The organism is Endozoicomonas sp. ISHI1 (assembly GCF_024606225.1).
GTDB lineage: Bacteria > Pseudomonadota > Gammaproteobacteria > Pseudomonadales > Endozoicomonadaceae > Endozoicomonas_A.
This window is the reverse complement of record NZ_JAGRPU010000049.1, coordinates 1-17377: the sequence shown is the minus strand read 5'-3', so window position 1 is coordinate 17377 and position 17377 is coordinate 1. Positions and strand designations below refer to the sequence as shown.

Genomic DNA, 17377 nt, shown 5'->3' with positions numbered 1-17377 from the left:
GAGCCGAAATGAAAGCCGACTTTTACGCTGGACTGCGTGAGCAGCTGGAAGACCTTAAAAAAGAAGGTTTGTACAAAAGCGAGCGAGTTATTACCTCCCAGCAGCAGGCTGATATCACTGTTAACACCGGTGAAGAGGTCATTAATTTTTGTGCCAACAACTATCTCGGGTTGGCCAATTCCCCTGAGCTGATAGAAGCAGGCAGGCAGGCACTGGATGAATACGGTTACGGTATGGCCTCCGTACGTTTTATCTGTGGTACCCAGAATGTGCACAAGGAATTGGAAAAACGCATTTCCGAATTCCTGGGCATGAATGACACTATCCTCTATTCCTCCTGTTTTGACGCTAATGCCGGTCTTTTTGAAACCCTGCTGGGACCGGAAGATGCCGTTATCAGTGATTCTCTCAACCATGCCAGCATCATAGATGGTGTACGTTTGTGTAAGGCCAAGCGTTTCCGTTACGCCAACAACGATATGGCAGATCTGGAAGCCAAACTGAAAGAAGCGACAGAAGCAGGTGCCCGTTACAAGCTGATCGCAACGGACGGTGTATTCTCCATGGATGGCGTTATTGCCAACCTCAAAGGTGTCTGCGATCTTGCGGACAGGTACGATGCCATGGTGATGGTGGATGATTCCCATGCCGTAGGTTTTGTCGGTGAAAATGGCCGTGGTACCCACGAATACTGTGGCGTAATGGATCGTGTGGATATTATTACCGGTACCCTGGGCAAGGCTCTGGGCGGTGCTTCTGGTGGTTATACCTCTGCCCGCAGCCCTGAAGTTATCGACTGGTTGCGTAACCGTTCCCGTCCTTACCTGTTCTCCAACACCCTGAGTCCAACCATTGCCAGTGCTTCTATCAAGGTTCTGGATATGCTGGAGTCCGGTGGTGAGCTACGTGAGAAGCTGCGCCATAACTCGGATTACTTCCGCACCGAGATGGAAAAGCTGGGCTTTACACTGGCAGGTAATGGGCATGCGATTATTCCGGTCATGCTGGGTGATGCCTCACTGGCTGCTGAGTTTGCGGAACGAATGCTGAAAGAAGGAATCTATGTAGTAGGATTCTCCTTCCCGGTTGTTCCAAGGGGGGCAGCCCGAATTCGTACCCAGATGTCGGCTGCTCATAATCAGGAACACATGGATCGAGTCATTGTAGCCTTTGCCAAAGTAGGTCGTGAGCTGGGCATTATCTCCTAGAGAGCCTCCTAGAGAGAGTCTCCTGAGAGCCGCCCAAAGAGCCTGCAGAGCAGAGTTAAAAGGAACCTGACATGAAAACCCTGGCAAAACTGAAAGCGGAAAAAGGCATCTGGCTGGCCGACAAGCCCAGGCCGGAAGCTGGCTATAACGATGTTCTGATCAAGATTCGCAAAACGGCGATCTGCGGAACCGACATGCATATCTACAACTGGGATGAGTGGTCTCAAAATACCATCCCTGTTGGAATGCACGTAGGGCACGAATTCATTGGTGAAATCGTGGAGATGGGCGAAGGCGTGCGTGGTTTTGAAATAGGCCAGCGTGTCTCTGGTGAAGGTCATATTACCTGCGGTCACTGCCGCAACTGCCGTGCAGGCCGTCGTCACCTGTGTAATTTCACTGTCGGTGTGGGTGTTAATCGAGACGGAGCTTTCGCAGAGTACCTCTGCATACCAGCGACCAATGCGTTCCCGATTCCCGATGACATCAGTGATGATCTGGCCTCCATCTTCGATCCATTTGGTAACGCTGTACACACAGCTCTGTCGTTTGATCTGGTGGGTGAAGATGTATTGATCACCGGTGCTGGTCCTATCGGCATAATGGCTGTTGCAATCTGCAAACACGTGGGTGCTCGTAACGTCGTCATTACTGATGTAAACGAATACCGTCTGAATCTGGCCCGTGAAATGGGGGCCACCCGCGCTGTGAATGTTGCCACTGAAGATCTGAAAGAGGTGATGGCAGAACTGGGCATGGTAGAAGGCTTTGACGTAGGTCTGGAAATGTCAGGTAATGGTCGTGCTTTCCAACAGATGCTGGAAAGCATGAACTACGGTGGCAAAGTATCCCTGCTGGGTATTCCTTCCAGCGATACAACCATTGACTGGAACCAGGTAATCTTCAAGGGTCTGGTGATCAAGGGTATCTATGGCCGTGAGATGTATGAAACCTGGTATAAGATGACCAGCATGCTTCAGTCCGGTCTGGATATTTCCCCGGTGATTACTCACCGGATGCCCGTGGATGATTTTCAGAAAGGTTTTGAAATCATGGGTTCCGGCCAGTCCGGCAAAGTGATTCTTGACTGGAGCTGACCGTGCATCCACCGATGTTGAGGAGGTAAATGCTCAACATCGGCCTGTCCATTCAATGTACGACACTGCTTACTGCGACTGTTTTTATCTCACGTCTCCTATTACTGCAAATTGCCAGACAGAAGCTATGTAGTTGAGGCTTAACCGAAGTCACCCGCGATGTAGTCACGGGTCTTCTGATTGTCAGCATCTTTGAAGATCTTGCCGGTTTTATCAAACTCAATCAGCTCACCCAGATACATAAAGCCGGTGTAATCAGAGATACGCATGGCCTGCTGCATGTTGTGAGTCACGATCACAATGGTGTACTTCTGACGCAGTTCGGTAATCAGCTCTTCAATGGCGCTGGTGGCCAGTGGGTCCAGAGCCGATGTGGGTTCGTCCATCAGAATTACTTCCGGTTCCAGGGCAATCGTGCGGGCAATGCACAGACGCTGCTGCTGACCACCAGACAGGCTGCTGGCATCGGCATTCAGCTTGTCTTTCACTTCTTTCCATAGATGAGCACGCTTCAGGGCTTTTCTCACACGAATGGCCATTTCCGGCTTGCTCAGTCCACCTTTCATCTTCAGACCGTAGGTAATGTTGTCGTAGATAGACATCGGGAAAGGCGTTGGCTTCTGGAAAACCATGCCAACTTTGGAGCGCAATTCATTCAGGTCCACACCACGTTGCAGGATATTTTCGTTATCCAGCAGAATCTCACCCTCAGCTGACTGGCTGCCATAAAGGTCGAAGATGCGATTCATGGTACGCAGCAGAGTCGATTTACCACAGCCGGAAGGACCAATCAGAGCCGTTACCTTGTTGTTGTAAATCGGCATGTTGATGTTCTTCAGGGCTGGCTCAGAACCTTTGCTGTAAAAGAAACTGAGGTCGTTTATTTCCATTCTTGGCTGCAGAAGGTCGTCGGTCAGGCCGGTTTCTGTCTTGATTTGACTCAGGCTTTCTGTAGCCGCAGGAGCAGTAGCAATGTTCATGTTCATTTGGCTGCCTTTCGAGCTTTGATCCAACGCGGTAAAGCAGTGGACAGAATATTGATAATCAGAATAAATACGGTAATCAGCAGAGCGCCTGCCCAGGCCAGTTCATTCCAGGATTCAAAAGGGCTCATGGCATACTGATAAATGGTCACCGGTAGGTTAGCCATAGGCTTGTCCAGCTCGGTGCTCATAAAATTACTGTTCAGGGCGGTAAACAACAGGGGAGCAGTTTCACCGGTAATTCTGGCCACAGACAACAGAATACCGGTAATAATACCGGGGCCTGCTGCCCGATAGCATAGCTGGGTAATGACTCTCCAGCGCGGAGCGCCCAGTCCGCTACCCGCTTCTTTCAGGGTGGTGGGAACCAGACGAAGCATTTCTTCCGTGGTGCTGACGATAATGGGCAGTGCCAGTATAGCCAGTGCAATGGCACCCGCCCAACCAGAAAAGGAGCCGGTGGTGACTACCACAACCTTGTAGACAAAAAGGCCCACCAGAATGGAAGGTGCACTCATCAACATACCGTTGAGAAAGCGCAGTGCTTCGGCAATTTTTGAGCTCTTGTCAGATTCAGACAACCAGGTTCCGGCCATTACTCCCAGAGGTGCGGCAATCAGAATACCCAGAGCGGTCAGAATCAAGCTGCCGATAATGGCGTTTTTCAGGCCTCCGTGGCTACCGGGTCCCGGAGTCAGTTCGGTGAAGACATGCAGACCCATGCCGGAAACACCTTTTCCGACCAGACTGTACAGTACGCTGGCCAGAACCACCAGACCAAACAGTGCACAGAAAGTGCAGAAGCCGATGAAAGCGTAGTTCTTGAGTTTCCTGACTGGCATTATCGCTTCCTCAACAGCAGACGGGCAGCACCCATCACAATAAAGGTCAGTACAAACAGTACGAGACCCAGGCTGATCAGAGCTGAGATGTGCATCTCATTAGTCGCTTCGTTGAACTGCTGGGCAATCGTAGAAGAAATAGAGCTTGCTGGCATGAACAGCGAAGTCTCTATACGGTTGGCGCCGCCTATGACAAAAGCAACCGCCATGGTTTCGCCCAAGGCACGACCCAGACCAAGGATTCCGGCGCCCACTGCAGCATTCTTGATGCTAGGCAACAGTACACGGGTAATGACTTCATAGGGCGTTGCGCCGACACCGTAAGCCGCTTCCCTGACCACATTGGGAATGGTTTTCAGGGCGTCACGGGTCAAAGCCGTAATAATGGGCAAAATCATGAATGACAGAATGATGCCTGCCGTCATCAGGCCGATGCCGATGGGAGGGCCGTCAAACCAGTGGCCGATTAAAGGCAGGCCAACCAAGTTTTCCAGTGCCCAGAATTGAAAGCCTTCTGAGAACCAGGGCGCGAAGACAAACAGGCCCCACATACCGTAAATAATACTGGGTACAGCGGCCAGCAGCTCAATGGCCATACTAACGGGGCGACTGATCCAGTCCGGAGCCAGCTCGGCCAGGAAGATCGCCGTGCCCAGCCCAACAGGAATGGCAATCACAATGGCAATAAGCGAAGAAACCAGAGTGCCGTAAATGGCTGAGGCAGCCCCAAACTCACTGTTTACCGGGTCCCAGACATTTCGAAATACAAAGCCGGGGCCAAACTCGGAGAGAGCCAGCCAACCGCCGTCAATCAGGGAAAGGATAATCCCGATCAACACCAGAAAAATCAGAATGGCGCTGGTGAAGCTCAGTCTGTAGAAGATTGAGTCACCCTTTATAGCGCTAGGCATCGCAGTTAAAAGCATAAGCAACAACAAGACAGCTGACCAGCACTATGCTGATCAGCTGTCGTTCGTTTCCTGTTTAAGAAAGGCTAGAATAACCGGTTACTTGATAATGGTTTGTCCGTTGCTGGTCAAGTCTTCTTTCCAGACATTCTCTACCATGTTAACTACGCTTGCAGGCATTGGGATGTAGTCCAGGTCTTCCGCGAGTTCACCGCCGTTCTCGTAGCTCCACTCGAAAAAGTCGATGATCTGCTCAGCTTTCTCAGCGTTAACCTGATCCTTGTGCATCAGGATGAAGGTCGCTGCGGTCATAGGCCAGGAATCAGCACCAGGCTGGTTGTTCAGCAGCAGCTCGAAGCCTGGAGCATTTTCCCAGTCGGCATTGGCAGCGGCAGCCTGGAAGGTCTCCATGCTTGGCTGCAGGAACTTGCCATCAGCACTGGCCAGCTGGGTATAGGTCAGGTCGTTTTGTTTTGCGAAAGCATATTCAACATAACCGATAGCGCCACGGGTACGGCCTACGAAGTTGGCGACACCGGCGTTACCGTTACCACCGATAGTGGTTGCTTCCTTGGGCCAGGTGATGTCGGTGTTCCTGCCAATCTTCTCACTCCACTCCGGGCTGATCTGGCTCAGGTAGTCAGTGAAGTTGTAAGTGGTACCGGAACCATCAGAACGATGAACGACGTAAATAGCCTGATTAGGAATCTCGAGATCCGGGTTCAGAGCAGTGATGCGTTCATCATTCCACTTCTTGATTTTGCCCAAGTAGATGTCTGCCAGGACTTCACCGGTCAGCTTCAGAGCACCGGACTCAATGCCGGGAACGTTGATCACTGGCACAATAGCGCCCATCACCATTGGGAACTGGATCATTTCTTCTTTATCCAGTCGCTCTTCATTCAGAGGGGCGTCGCTGGCGCCAAAGTCGACGGTTTTGGCAGTGATCTGACGGATACCACCGCCGGAACCAATGGCCTGGTAGTTGATGCGAATACCGGTTTCTTTCTGGTATTCCTCAGCCCACTTGGCATAGATTGGATGAGGGAAACTGGCTCCCGCACCGTTGATGACTTCTGTCTTGGCAGATGCAGAGAAAGGCGCTGCAGCCAGCATGGAGGACATTACAATAGACTTCAGTAACTTCACTTCTATTCTCCCCGAGAAACTCGCTTGGAGTGTACTTGCGTTTACCAAGAAAAATCTTTTGCCGCGCCGTTATCTGTCAGTGGGTTGTGCAAAATATTTTTCTGTTACCTCAAAATTTGATGGGTGCAAGAATAGGGGGGGAATATTTCAGTAATGTTACAGGTTTGTTTGAATTTTATGAAAATGATGGTGGATCATTCAATCGTCTTCATTTTTGCCTCATAAGCCTCAGAGCATTCAAAGTCACCAAAACCGTACCACCCGCATCCGAAAGCACAGCGGCCATCAACCCCGTTATACCAAACAGGGTGGTCAACAGAAACAGAGTATTTACGCCCAGTGCCAGGGCTATATTCTGACGGGTAATGCTTGCTGTTCTCTTTGACAACTGAATCATACGGGGCAGTTCTATCAGCCGCTCGTGGGTCAGTGCTGCATCGGCGGTTTCCAGAGCCACGTCACTGCCTCGTCCCATAGCAATGCCCAACTCAGCGGTTTTCAGGGCGGGGGCATCATTGATGCCATCGCCTACCATGGCGACAGCGCCACTATGTTGAGCCTGAATTGCTCGCACTGCTTTAACTTTATCTTCTGGTAATAACTCTGCCTGGTAGTCTATGTCCAGTTTTCCAGCAAGAGCGGCAGCTGCACGTCGGTTGTCGCCGGTCATTATGATACTGTCGACACCAATACTTTTTAGTTTTCTGATCGCTTCAACAGCGTCATCACGCAAAGTGTCGGCTAAGCCAATAAGCCCCAGAATGGTTGCTCCGTCTTGAACCACGACTACTGTGTCACCTTCTGATTCCATGGACTCGATGATGGATTTGTTTACACCAAGATCTTTGTCATCAATATAACGGGGAGCCACTACTTTTATGTCTCGCCCCGAGACAGTGCCCTGAACCCCACGGCCGGTTAAAACCTGAATATCAGTGGCTTCTGAAATCGTAAGATTCCTGCTTTTGCTTTCATCAATAATGGCAGTAGCCAAAGGATGGCTGGAGCCCATTTCTACAGAGCCTGCCAGAGAGAGTACTTTATATTCCTGCTCGCTGATGCCAACCACCCGGGTAACCCGGGGTTTACCCTCAGTGAGGGTGCCGGTTTTATCAAAAGCCAGCATCCTTATATTTCTCAGTTGTTCCAGAGCTGCGCCACCTTTAATCAGCGCACCAGAGCGCGCAGCAGAAGTCAGTGCCGACGTGACTGCGACTGGAATGGATACGACCAGCGCACAGGGGCAGGCAATCAACAGCAGAGTCAGGGCTTTATAGGCCCAGTGTGTCCAGACTGCGCCGGTAAACAGAGGAGGGATGATCATCACCAGAGCTGCCAGCCCCATGACCACTGGGGTGTACCAGGCACTGAATGCATCAACCATTCTGGCTACCGGTGCACGGCGTTCTTCCGCTTCTTCTATCAGGTTAATGATGCGATCAATCGCATTCTCGCCGGGTTCTGATGCCACTGTTAATCTTACAGGCTGATCGACCACCATGGAGCCTGCCATAATCTTTTCACCGGCTTGTCTGTTCACGGGAATGGATTCGCCCGTTACTGTACTTTCATCAAAAGAGCCATGATCGCAGTGAAGAAAGCCATCCACAGGTAAACGATCGCCGGGTAAAACTTCAATAAGCTCTCCGGGAACCAGAAAGTCTGCAACGACTTCTATGCGTTCACCGTCTTGTAGTTTCCAGGCTGTGTCTGGTATCAGTTGCATCAGGCTTGTTATGCCGGCTTTGGCTTTTCTTCCGGCGAAACCTTCCAACAGTTCACCCAAGGAAAACAGTAGCAATACCAAACCCGCTTCAACGGTTTCTCCCAGAATCAAGGCACCCATTGCGGCAACGGTCATCAGGGTTTCAATGCCGAAACAGGTACCATTTCGAATCTGGTTGAGTGATTTTCTGGCAAAAGGCAGAACGCCCAGAGTGGTCGCCACCAGAAAGCCGAATGAACCCCATGATGGGTCACAGACTTTGGAAATTCCAGCCAGAGTCATCAATACCGCGAGCAGGGTGAAGGTTGAATGGGCTTTCCAGAGAGGCTCTTCCGCTTCTCTCTGGTCAGTACTTTTCAGGGTGAAGCCCAGCTGTTTTACCGTTTTCTCGATGTTTTCTGAGGAGACTTTCTGATCCAGATCGACCACAAGGCGTTCTGTAGCAAAGGCGACTCTGACCTGCTTGACGCCGGCGGAGGCAGCCAGTGCTTTTTCGATGTTTGCCGCACAGCTGGCGCAGTCCATTCCGCTCAGTGACCATCTGTAGCGGGTGGTCGCTCCAAAGGAGGTGACGGGCTGAACCACATTTTCTGCTGGATAGCAGCTTTTCGTCGCTGCGCATTTGGACATGGATGCACTCTTACCAAAAAACATATAAAAACATATTTATATGTTATGCCTGATTTCAGCAGAGTCAACCTGTTTGTTGATAAACACGTGTGCTACTCATCAGAATCTCTAATGAGTAGCGTCAAGGTTGATTTATTTCAGCGTTATCTTGATAGCCTGCTCTGCACATGCCTGATCCAGGTGGCCGCCGGGGGCACCGCCAATTCCGATGCCGCCCACAATCTGTCCATCAACCTTGATTGGCATACCGCCACCGAGCAGCAACATGCGTGCATCCATATCTTTCAGACCTTGCAGGAAAGGCTTATCGGTTACCAGTTTGGCGAGGTTGGCAGTAGGCTGACCCATAGAGGCTGCGGTGAACGCTTTTTTCTGAGCGCTGTCCACAGTGTGTGGTCCAGCCAGCTCAGAGCGGCCGAAGGCTTTCAGGGAACCTGTGCGGTCAACAACAGCAACACTGACGTTGTAACCGTCTTTGCGGCAGAATTGCAGACCCTGATTGACCAGTTCTATCGCGGCTCTGTCAGTCAAGGTTGGCAGGGCGGTGGTTTTTGCCTGTGCGCCAATAGCCAGTCCCGTAGCGATAAAAGCCAGTGCGATGATGCTCTTTTTCATGGTGCTTTCCTTGATGTTTTTCTCGTTGTCTCTGTGATGCTGCCGTCTCAGCGACTGGTTATAGAGTAGTGAGCCAGCATTGCCCTGACCTTGCCTGAACATTACAGGCTGGAAAGGTCCCTTCTTTTCTGACGGTTTACTGGTAAGCTGAGTTCGAAGAAAAATACTAATAATTTGGAGTAGCCTGTTGAATATCCTGATGGTAGAAGACGACTCAGTTATATCCACCTTTGTCAGTGACGGTTTAAAAGAGCATGGCTATGGCGTAGCCCAATGCCAGAGTGCCGAGGAAGCTCTGGATGAAGTCGGTGTTGAGCCTTTCGATCTGGCCATTGTGGATATCATGCTGCCTGGGTTGAACGGCCTGGATCTTGTGAAAACGCTAAGGGGGCAGGGTGCCAACTTTCCTATTCTTTTCCTAAGTGCCCGAAAGGCAGTAGACGACAAAGTTTCTGGTCTGAGAATTGGCGGAGATGACTATCTCACCAAGCCTTTTTCTTTTAATGAACTCCTGGCAAGGGTAGAGGTATTGCTGCGCAGAAATCAATCTACCCGGACAGTGCTATCAGAAAAGCTGAGCTTTCATAACCTCAGCTTTGATCCATCCCGAAAGCTCGCTTGGAGAGGTGATAGGAAACTCTTCCTTCAACCCAGAGAAATGGTTCTGCTGGAGTTCTTTCTTCGAAACTGTGAGAGAGTAATTTCCAGAACACAGATCATGGAGCATGTCTGGGATTATCAGTTCGATCCACAAACCAATGTCGTTGATGTTCTGGTCTGTCGACTCAGAGGCAAGATTGATAAAGATGAATCCGTCAAACTTCTGCACACGATCAGGGGGATGGGTTATGTGCTCAGAGCTGGTGAATAAATCAGTGATGACTGGCACAGGCGAAATGACGCCAACCAAGCAAGTACTAACTCTCTGGTTTGGAGTCATTATGATGGTGATTGCTTCAGTTCTGGGAGCCGTTAGTTATCACCTGTTTGAAGAAGAATTAGTCAGTCGGGACGCCCAGCTGCTGATAGTAATCAACAATAATATGCAGCGCATATACAACAGTAGTGGTCAGGGAAAGATTTTGACAGTACTGGAACGTGATCGTTATTTTCTACGTTTGAGCGGCTACAGTGCCAGCCTTTGGTCCGACGATGGTGATTTGTTGTTTCATGAGGGTGTTGACCTACCGTTTTCTGCAACAGAAAGACTGGATGATGGCAGTCTGGTCATTAAACAGCTGGTGGGTAGCCAGACACTGGTTCTGAGTCTTTCCAGTACCCTGCGTTATGAAGAGCTGGCCAGCTTTCGCAATGTCATGCTGTTAACGCTGATGACACTCTGGATCATCAGCATTCTTCTGGTGGCCTGGCTGAATGATCGGATGTTGAGACCCATCCGCAAGCTGGTAGAGCATGTTAAAACACTGCAACGAAAGGGCTTGCAGGATCAGCTCCCACTGTCGTCTTCCCGAAACAGTGAACTAGGCCAGTTAACCTTGCTCTTAAATCAGCAGATGAACCGGATTGACCAGCTGATTCGCAGTCTTGAAGACACCCTTAATGCTGCAGCCCATGATCTCAGAACTCCTTTGACTCGGATGCGACTCAGTGCAGAAAAAGCCATGAACAATAACGATCCCAAGGCGTTGAAAGAGAGCTTGATGGACTGCCTGGAAGAAAGTGAAAGAATGTTGGCGATGGTGAACAGTCTGCTGGATGTGGCTGCAGTGGAGCAGCATCTGGACGCCAGAGATCGCACACAGGCCAATCTGTCTGATCTGATTACTGAAGCGGCTCAACTCTATGAATATCTGGCGGAGGAGAAGCATATTCAGCTCAGCTTTGAGCTTCCGGGGACAATGAATATCCTGGCCTGTCCAAACCGGTTGCGGCAGGTATTTGCCAACCTTCTGGACAATGCCCTCAAGTTTACACCTGAACAGGGAAGCATTCTGGTTTCGGCCCGAAGAGAAGGTGATTTGTGGCGAGTGTCAATAAAAGATTCTGGCAGTGGCATCGCCGCATCCGATCTGCCCCATATTTTTGATCGCCTTTATCGCGGGGATGTCAGTCGAAAAACACCGGGGTTTGGTCTTGGACTGTCATTGGTCAAGGCGATTGTTGAGGCTCACAATGGCAAGATCAATGTAGAAAGTAAAAAAGGGCAGGGGACTGAGTTTAACTGCTTGTTGCCAGCCGTTTAATGAAAGGGAGCCAGTCACCTATTGGCTGGACCACGTTTTCTGCTATTCAAGACTGAAATGATACTCCCGCCGAGCCAGGCGGGAGGTGAATTCCGTCAGCTCGTCGTGGCTGATATGTACTATGCTGCTTTCTATCTCTTATGCACCTTCTATTAGACCTTCCATGGACACACGAGGTGTCAAAAATACAGGCAACGGAACGCTCGCATAAAGGCTGCCTGAGGTAGTGCAGTTGTTTAACGAATGCAGGTGAAAGTATGATCTTTGGGCGTTCCTTTATGACGCTTTTATTTGTGGTGTTCATGTTTTTTTATCAGCAGCTTCTGGCAAACGATACCTATGACCTTGAAGAATTTCGCGAATATCACAAGACAAATTCGAAACTACCTTCTAACCAGCAACAAAAGCGCACAGGTCAGAGCCCACTTGAAAACATCCGTATTGGCTTTGTCAGGCTTGATTTAGCATCTGAGGATGTATCTGGAGATGGGCGACTGGAAATCTGTGAAGGTTATGAAGTTGATGAGCAAGACTTTAAACGTCTGATTGAATTCTTCTTCGAATATGCGAACATGGGTGATCCACAATATCGCAAAGTTTACATTCAAAAGGCGCTGAGACTCATGCGTCATATGTTTACTATGAATATAAATAAGACCATGGAACAAAGTCCTGAAGAGAAACAGATAATAGAAGTAACGGCAAAAAGCCTATTTGAAAAAATGTTTTTTTCTGAATACACAAATGGCGGTATTAATCCTTATTTCAATTATTTCTATTCAGATTCAGCAGCAAGTCATTCCAATTATGCCGGTCTTAATAACCGTTTAGTCCTGATGTTTCTAACTTTTCTTGGTCCCTATTTTCTTACCGATAATGACTTTTATATCTATTTTACCGTGCTGCTTGAAAACTATGTCGAAAATATCTGCGATCAAGCATTAACCTGTGCACTGTTTTCTGAAAATATCAGTGAATGTAATTCTCCGGAAAGCTTTGCCCATCAATTCACTGAAGCCAGACTGGACACAGAAACAGCACTTCTAATTGGCTTAACTGCAATGGCATCAGCCGCTTTCGACTGCATGAATTCAGGGTTGGAATGGCCAGAGACATTGGAAACTTTGTTGCAAACATACTTACCGTACGAGCTTTCGTGCATTATCAACTTCAATATGGCCAAACTCTGCAGCACATGCCCTGTATTACCCGCTATGTATAGTGTGGATGGCATGCAGGAGTTTACAAACAGCATTTTGGGTATTAAACCCGCTCCGTCGCCTGCATTATCGTCAGAAAGTCTGAACACTCTAACGGATTATTCTCGGGATTCAGGCAGTGAGGCTTCTGGGGAGGAGCTGCATGCTGATCGTCAAAATCAGTCAACAGCCATTCACGAACAAAGTGACCTGGTAGCCCAACTACAACGGCCACTAGCAAGCCAGTCTGCAATGGAGGGAATGGATGCAGTTGGAGGTGCCTCAGGAGAAACTAAACGATGTTCAATTTGCTGTGGAGCAATGACAGAAATGATGACGTTCGAAAATTGTGAACACGCAGGTTTTTGTGAGATTTGCGCTGAGCGAATTACACATGAGCAGAGCGGGTGTCCCTTTTGTCGAATAAAATCGAAATCATACAAGAAGGTTATTGATACGTCTTTTCATTGAATGTGCGTGCAGTGCAATAGTATTGCACGGTGCTGTGTTTGCTTGATGTAGTAGTTTAGTTGTTTTAACGAATTCAGGTGAAAGTATGAGCTTAGGCCATTCCTTTAAGATGCTTTTTGTTTTAATGTTTTTGCTTTTTTATCAAAATGGACTAGCAAACGACGCCTATGATCTTGAAGAATTGCGCGAGTATCTCAAGATAAACTGGAAGCCGCCTTCAAAAATAAAACAAAGGTTTACAGGCCAACCCGCTATGAACCCACTTGAAAACATCCATATTGGCTTTGTCAGGATTAATTTGGCCTCTGACGATGTTTCCGGGGATGAGCGACTGGAAATCTGTGAAACTTACGAGGTTGATGACCAAGACTTTAAACGTTTGATCAGCTTTTATTATAATTATGTGAACATGGATGAACAAAGTCAGATAGTTCGCATTCAAAGAGTACTAAGACTAATATATCATCTATTCACTATAAATATAAATAAGATCAATACGATAAACAATTATGATAAAAAACTAATCAATGAAAAAGCAAAAAGCCTATTTGAACAATTGTTTTTGACTGAAAACATAGATGGCAGAAGAAATCTTTATTTCAATTATTTCTACGATACGCTCAAACGTGGCAGGAGTGAACCTTATTACTCCAGGGCAGAATGTTGGTCTGATGAGGTCGGTGTTAATAACGATCTGGTCCTGATGTTTCTGGCTTTTCTTGGTCCCCACTTTCTTTCCAAAAATAAACTTTATACCTGCTTCAGAGCGTTGGATCATAGATATACCAGAAAAAGCTACCAGCGAGCCTTGTCTCGTGGATTGCTTTCTGAAAATCTCAATGAATATAATTCTCCACAAAGCATTGCCACACAATTAACTGCGGCCGCATTGGGCGCAGAAACAGCACTTCTAATTGGTTTAAATGCAATGGCATCAGCAGCTTTCCAGAGTATGAATTCAGGACCGGGATGGCCAGAGACACTGGAAACCTTGCTGACAAGATACTTGCCATATGAACTTCTGCCCATTGTCTACGACCATATAACCAGCCTTTGCTGGCAAGAATACCGAAACCGTTTACCCCCGGTTATGTGTACAGTGGAGGGTATGCAAGCGTTTATACAGGGCATTGTGGGTATTCACATTGACCCCACACCTGCATTATCGGAGACATCATCGTCAGAAAGTCATGACAATCCACGGGATTATTATCTTGGTCCAGACACTGGGACTTCAGATACTGAGGCTTCAGACACCGTGAGTTCAGACACCGTGACTTCAGACACCGTGACTTCAGACACCGAGAGTTCAGACACCGAGAGTTCAGACACCGAGAGTTCAGACACCGAGAGTTCAGACACCGAGAGTTCTGACACCGAGAGTTCAGTCAATGGAGCTTCAGGCATTGAGACTTCTGATGAGGAGCCGCGTTCTGAGCATCAGGATCCGTCAATAGTTATTCAGCAACAAAATGAACTGATAACCCAACTTCGACTGGAATTAGCAAACCAAACTGCAACAAAGGAGGCTGGTGCAACAGGAGGAGCCACAGGAGGAGCCACAGGAGGAGCAAAAGGATGCCCCATTTGTTTCAAGTCAGTGGGAGATATTATGGTGTTACAAAGTTGCGGACACGCTGGCTTTTGCGAAAATTGTGCTCGGCGAATTATAGATGAGCAGAGGGACTGTCCCTTTTGCAGGGAAAGACCGCTATCATACTTGAGGGTCATCTTTATGTCTCATCATTGAATGTGTGCACAGTGCTATATGTCGTGTGTAATAAGCGGGGTTAAGCTGCCTGTTGCAAAAGCCTTGAATAAGCGAGCCTGCAAGGCTTCCTTATGCGACAGCGGTTTATTTGTTGTGGATAAATTGCAGCTCAATAATGCAGTTATGTAAACAAATTCAGGTGAACGTATGACCTTAGGACATTCCTTTAAGACGATTTTGTGTTCAGTGATTTTGTTTTTTTATCAGCAGGGGCTGGCAAATGACACCCATGATCTTGAAGAATATCGTGAGTATCAAAAAAAAAACTGGAGACCGCCTTCAGAAATACAACAAAGGCAAACAGGTCAACCCGTCATATGCCCACTTGAAAACATCCGTATTGGCTTTGTCAGGCTTAATCTGCAATCTGAGGACGTATTTGGAGATGGGCGGCTGGAAATCTGTGAAGATTACGAGGTTTCTGAGCAAGACTTTAACCGTATGATCAACTTTTATTTTAATTATGTGGAGATGCCTTTTCGAAAAGTTCGCATTCAAAGGGCATTAAGATTAATACATCGTATATTCGCTATAAATATAAAGAAGACCAATGGACATAGAGCGGATGACAAAGAACTCATCAATACAACGGCAAAAAGCCTCTTTGAACAATTATTTTTGTCTGAAAACACAGAGGGTGCCAGTAATCCTTCTTTCCAATATTTCTATGGTTTAGCGAAACGCCAACATAATTATGTCGGTGTTAATAACCGTCTGATCCTGATGTTTCTTGCTTTTCTTGGTCCCCATTTTCTTTCCAGGGGGGATCTTGATACCTACTTCAAAATGTTGGATTACAGCTATACCGGAGAAAGTATCGGTCGAGTATTCATTCGTGACTTTCTTTCTGGAAGTATGAATAAAGAAAACTCTCCGCAAAGCATTGGCAATCAATTAAATGCAGTCGGATTGGACAAAGAAACAGCACTTCTAATCGGTTTAACTGCAATGGCAACAGCCGCTTTTGAGTACATGAATTCAGGACTGGGATGGCCAGATACACTGGAAAAATTGTTGAGAAGATACTTGCCATACGAGATTCTGGCCATTGTTTACAACAATATGGCCAACTTTTGCAGTCCGGGACACCCATGCTCTGTACCTAATGTTATGTTCAGCCTGAGTGGCATGCAAGAGTTTACACACAGTATTTTGGGTATTGACCCCACAACGGAAACATCGTCTGAAAGGCAGGACTATCGATCGGATTATGCTCAGGATTCAGACAGAGGGGGTTCTACTGAAGATCAGGATCCGTCAATAGTCATCCAATATCAAAATGAAGTCATAGCTCAACTACGACGGGAATTAGCAAACCAAACTGCAACAGAAGAAGCCGGTGCAGCCGGAGGAGCCTCAGGAGGAGTAAAAGAATGTCCAATTTGTTTAGAGCCATTGAAAGAAATGATGGGCTTCGAAAGTTGTGAGCACGTTGGTTTTTGCCGGGGTTGTATTGAGCAATGTATAAAGGATCAGAGAGGCTGTCCCTTTTGTCGGATAAAATCGAACTCCTACAGGAAGCTTTTCGACATGTCTTCTCGTTGAAGTGTCTGTACTGCTGATCTGTTGCCAAAGCACTGAATAAGAGGGCCTGCAAGGCTGTGACAGTGGTTAATTTATTTCGGATAAATTCCAGTGGTACTGGTTCAGTTGTTTTAATGAGAGCAGGTGAAAGTATGACTCCAGAGTATTTCTTTAAGACGCTTTTGTTTTCAGTGTGTTTGTTTTTTTATCAGCAGGGGCTGGCAAATGATACCTACGGCCTTGAAGAATTTCGCCAGTATCAAATGGCGAACTGGAAACCGCTTTCAAAAAAACAACAAAGTAGCACAAGTCAACCCGGTATGTGCCTGGTTGAAAATATTCGTATTGGTTTTGTCAGACTTAATCTGGAAACTGACAATGCATATGGAGATGGGCGACTGGAAACCTGTGAAGATTACCAGGTTGCTCAGCAAGACTTTAATCGTCTGAACGATTTATATTTTAATTATGTGAACATGGGTGATCCTCAACATCGAAAAAATCGTATTAAAAGAATGCTGAGGCTAATGCATCGTATATTCGCTATTAATATAAATATAACCAATGGAAAAAACCAGGAAGAGCATGTCTTAATCAATTCAAAGGCACTAAGCCTTTTTGAAAATTTGTTCTTATCTGTCAACAGAAATGGCAGCCGTAATCCATATTTCAATTATTTCTACACCGCTCCGGAGGCGCCTGAGTGCAATTATATTCGTGTTAATAAGGATCTGGTTCTGATGTTTCTTGCTTTTCTTGGCCCTCATTTTCTTACCAGGCACGAAATTTATATCAGCTTTAAAGTGCTGTCTGGCAGATATATCGGAAAAATCTGCGCTCGAGCATGTGATCGTGCATTGCTTTCTGAAAATATCAATGAATATAATTCTCCGCAAAGTCTTGCCAATCAGTTAAGTGCAGCTGGCCCGCTGTGTCAGGATAGATGTCGCCTCTTTTGATTCATGACTCTCAATAATTGAGAGCATACAAAAAGAGGCTGTTATGACTCGCTACTCCAAAGAAATGAAAGAGTCCATTATCCAGAAGATG

General features: G+C 47.4%; 14 protein-coding genes. 8 read left to right on the top strand and 6 right to left on the bottom strand.

Features of this window, described 5'->3' with window-relative positions:
- Nucleotides 1-8 precede the first annotated feature (8 nt).
- Entirely contained in the window at nucleotides 9-1208 is a 1200-nt protein-coding gene (locus KBW69_RS20445) for a glycine C-acetyltransferase (protein WP_257253082.1), read from the top strand.
- 71 nt (nucleotides 1209-1279) lie between these two features.
- On the top strand, nucleotides 1280-2305 hold the full coding sequence (gene tdh, locus KBW69_RS20440) for an L-threonine 3-dehydrogenase (protein ID WP_257282088.1): 1026 nt from the start codon (nucleotides 1280-1282) through the stop codon (nucleotides 2303-2305).
- A 140-nt stretch (nucleotides 2306-2445) separates the two neighbouring features.
- On the opposite strand, the gene pstB is transcribed toward tdh, so the two are convergent.
- The 6 genes from pstB to KBW69_RS20410 all read right to left on the bottom strand — a co-directional run bounded on the left by pstB (nucleotide 2446) and on the right by KBW69_RS20410 (nucleotide 9260).
- Nucleotides 2446-3195: a phosphate ABC transporter ATP-binding protein PstB gene (gene pstB / locus KBW69_RS20435; RefSeq protein ID WP_368736493.1), complete on the bottom strand. Its 750-nt coding sequence runs from the start codon at nucleotides 3193-3195 to the stop codon at nucleotides 2446-2448.
- Between the two features lie 92 nt (nucleotides 3196-3287).
- Nucleotides 3288-4130: a phosphate ABC transporter permease PstA gene (gene pstA / locus KBW69_RS20430; RefSeq protein ID WP_257253087.1), complete on the bottom strand. Its 843-nt coding sequence runs from the start codon at nucleotides 4128-4130 to the stop codon at nucleotides 3288-3290.
- Nucleotides 4130-5068 carry a phosphate ABC transporter permease subunit PstC gene (pstC, locus tag KBW69_RS20425; protein WP_257282087.1) on the bottom strand — a complete coding sequence of 313 codons (939 nt, stop codon included), beginning with the start codon at nucleotides 5066-5068 and terminating at the stop codon, nucleotides 4130-4132. The genes pstA and pstC overlap by 1 nt, the downstream gene beginning before the upstream one ends.
- Nucleotides 5069-5137: 69 nt before the next feature.
- A complete protein-coding gene (gene pstS, locus KBW69_RS20420) occupies nucleotides 5138-6187 on the bottom strand; it encodes a phosphate ABC transporter substrate-binding protein PstS (RefSeq protein ID WP_257282086.1) in 1050 nt (349 codons plus the stop codon).
- A gap of 208 nt (nucleotides 6188-6395) precedes the next feature.
- Complete coding sequence (locus KBW69_RS20415; RefSeq protein WP_257282085.1) at nucleotides 6396-8543, bottom strand: heavy metal translocating P-type ATPase; 2148 nt, start codon at nucleotides 8541-8543, stop codon at nucleotides 6396-6398.
- Nucleotides 8544-8675: 132 nt separating this feature from the next.
- Nucleotides 8676-9260, bottom strand: coding sequence for a heme-binding protein (locus KBW69_RS20410; RefSeq protein WP_257282084.1), 585 nt, complete (start codon nucleotides 9258-9260; stop codon nucleotides 8676-8678).
- An 85-nt stretch (nucleotides 9261-9345) separates the two neighbouring features.
- On the opposite strand from KBW69_RS20410, the gene KBW69_RS20405 reads away from it, so the two are divergent.
- The 6 genes from KBW69_RS20405 to KBW69_RS20380 all read left to right on the top strand — a co-directional run bounded on the left by KBW69_RS20405 (nucleotide 9346) and on the right by KBW69_RS20380 (nucleotide 17286).
- Nucleotides 9346-10029, top strand: a complete 684-nt coding sequence (locus tag KBW69_RS20405) for a response regulator transcription factor (RefSeq protein ID WP_257253094.1) — start codon at nucleotides 9346-9348, stop codon at nucleotides 10027-10029.
- Between the two features lie 25 nt (nucleotides 10030-10054).
- Nucleotides 10055-11362, top strand: a complete 1308-nt coding sequence (locus tag KBW69_RS20400; RefSeq protein WP_257282083.1) for a cell wall metabolism sensor histidine kinase WalK — start codon at nucleotides 10055-10057, stop codon at nucleotides 11360-11362.
- A 572-nt stretch (nucleotides 11363-11934) separates the two neighbouring features.
- Nucleotides 11935-13032, top strand: a complete 1098-nt coding sequence (locus KBW69_RS20395; RefSeq protein ID WP_257282082.1) for an RING-HC finger protein — start codon at nucleotides 11935-11937, stop codon at nucleotides 13030-13032.
- 253 nt (nucleotides 13033-13285) lie between these two features.
- On the top strand, nucleotides 13286-14782 hold the full coding sequence (locus KBW69_RS20390) for an RING finger protein (RefSeq protein WP_257282081.1): 1497 nt from the start codon (nucleotides 13286-13288) through the stop codon (nucleotides 14780-14782).
- Nucleotides 14783-14950: 168 nt separating this feature from the next.
- A complete protein-coding gene (locus KBW69_RS20385; RefSeq protein WP_257252649.1) occupies nucleotides 14951-16348 on the top strand; it encodes an RING finger domain-containing protein in 1398 nt (465 codons plus the stop codon).
- Nucleotides 16349-16479: 131 nt separating this feature from the next.
- The gene (locus KBW69_RS20380; RefSeq protein ID WP_257282080.1) at nucleotides 16480-17286 is read left to right on the top strand and encodes a hypothetical protein; all 807 of its coding nucleotides are present in this window, start codon (nucleotides 16480-16482) and stop codon (nucleotides 17284-17286) included.
- Nucleotides 17287-17377 lie beyond the last annotated feature (91 nt).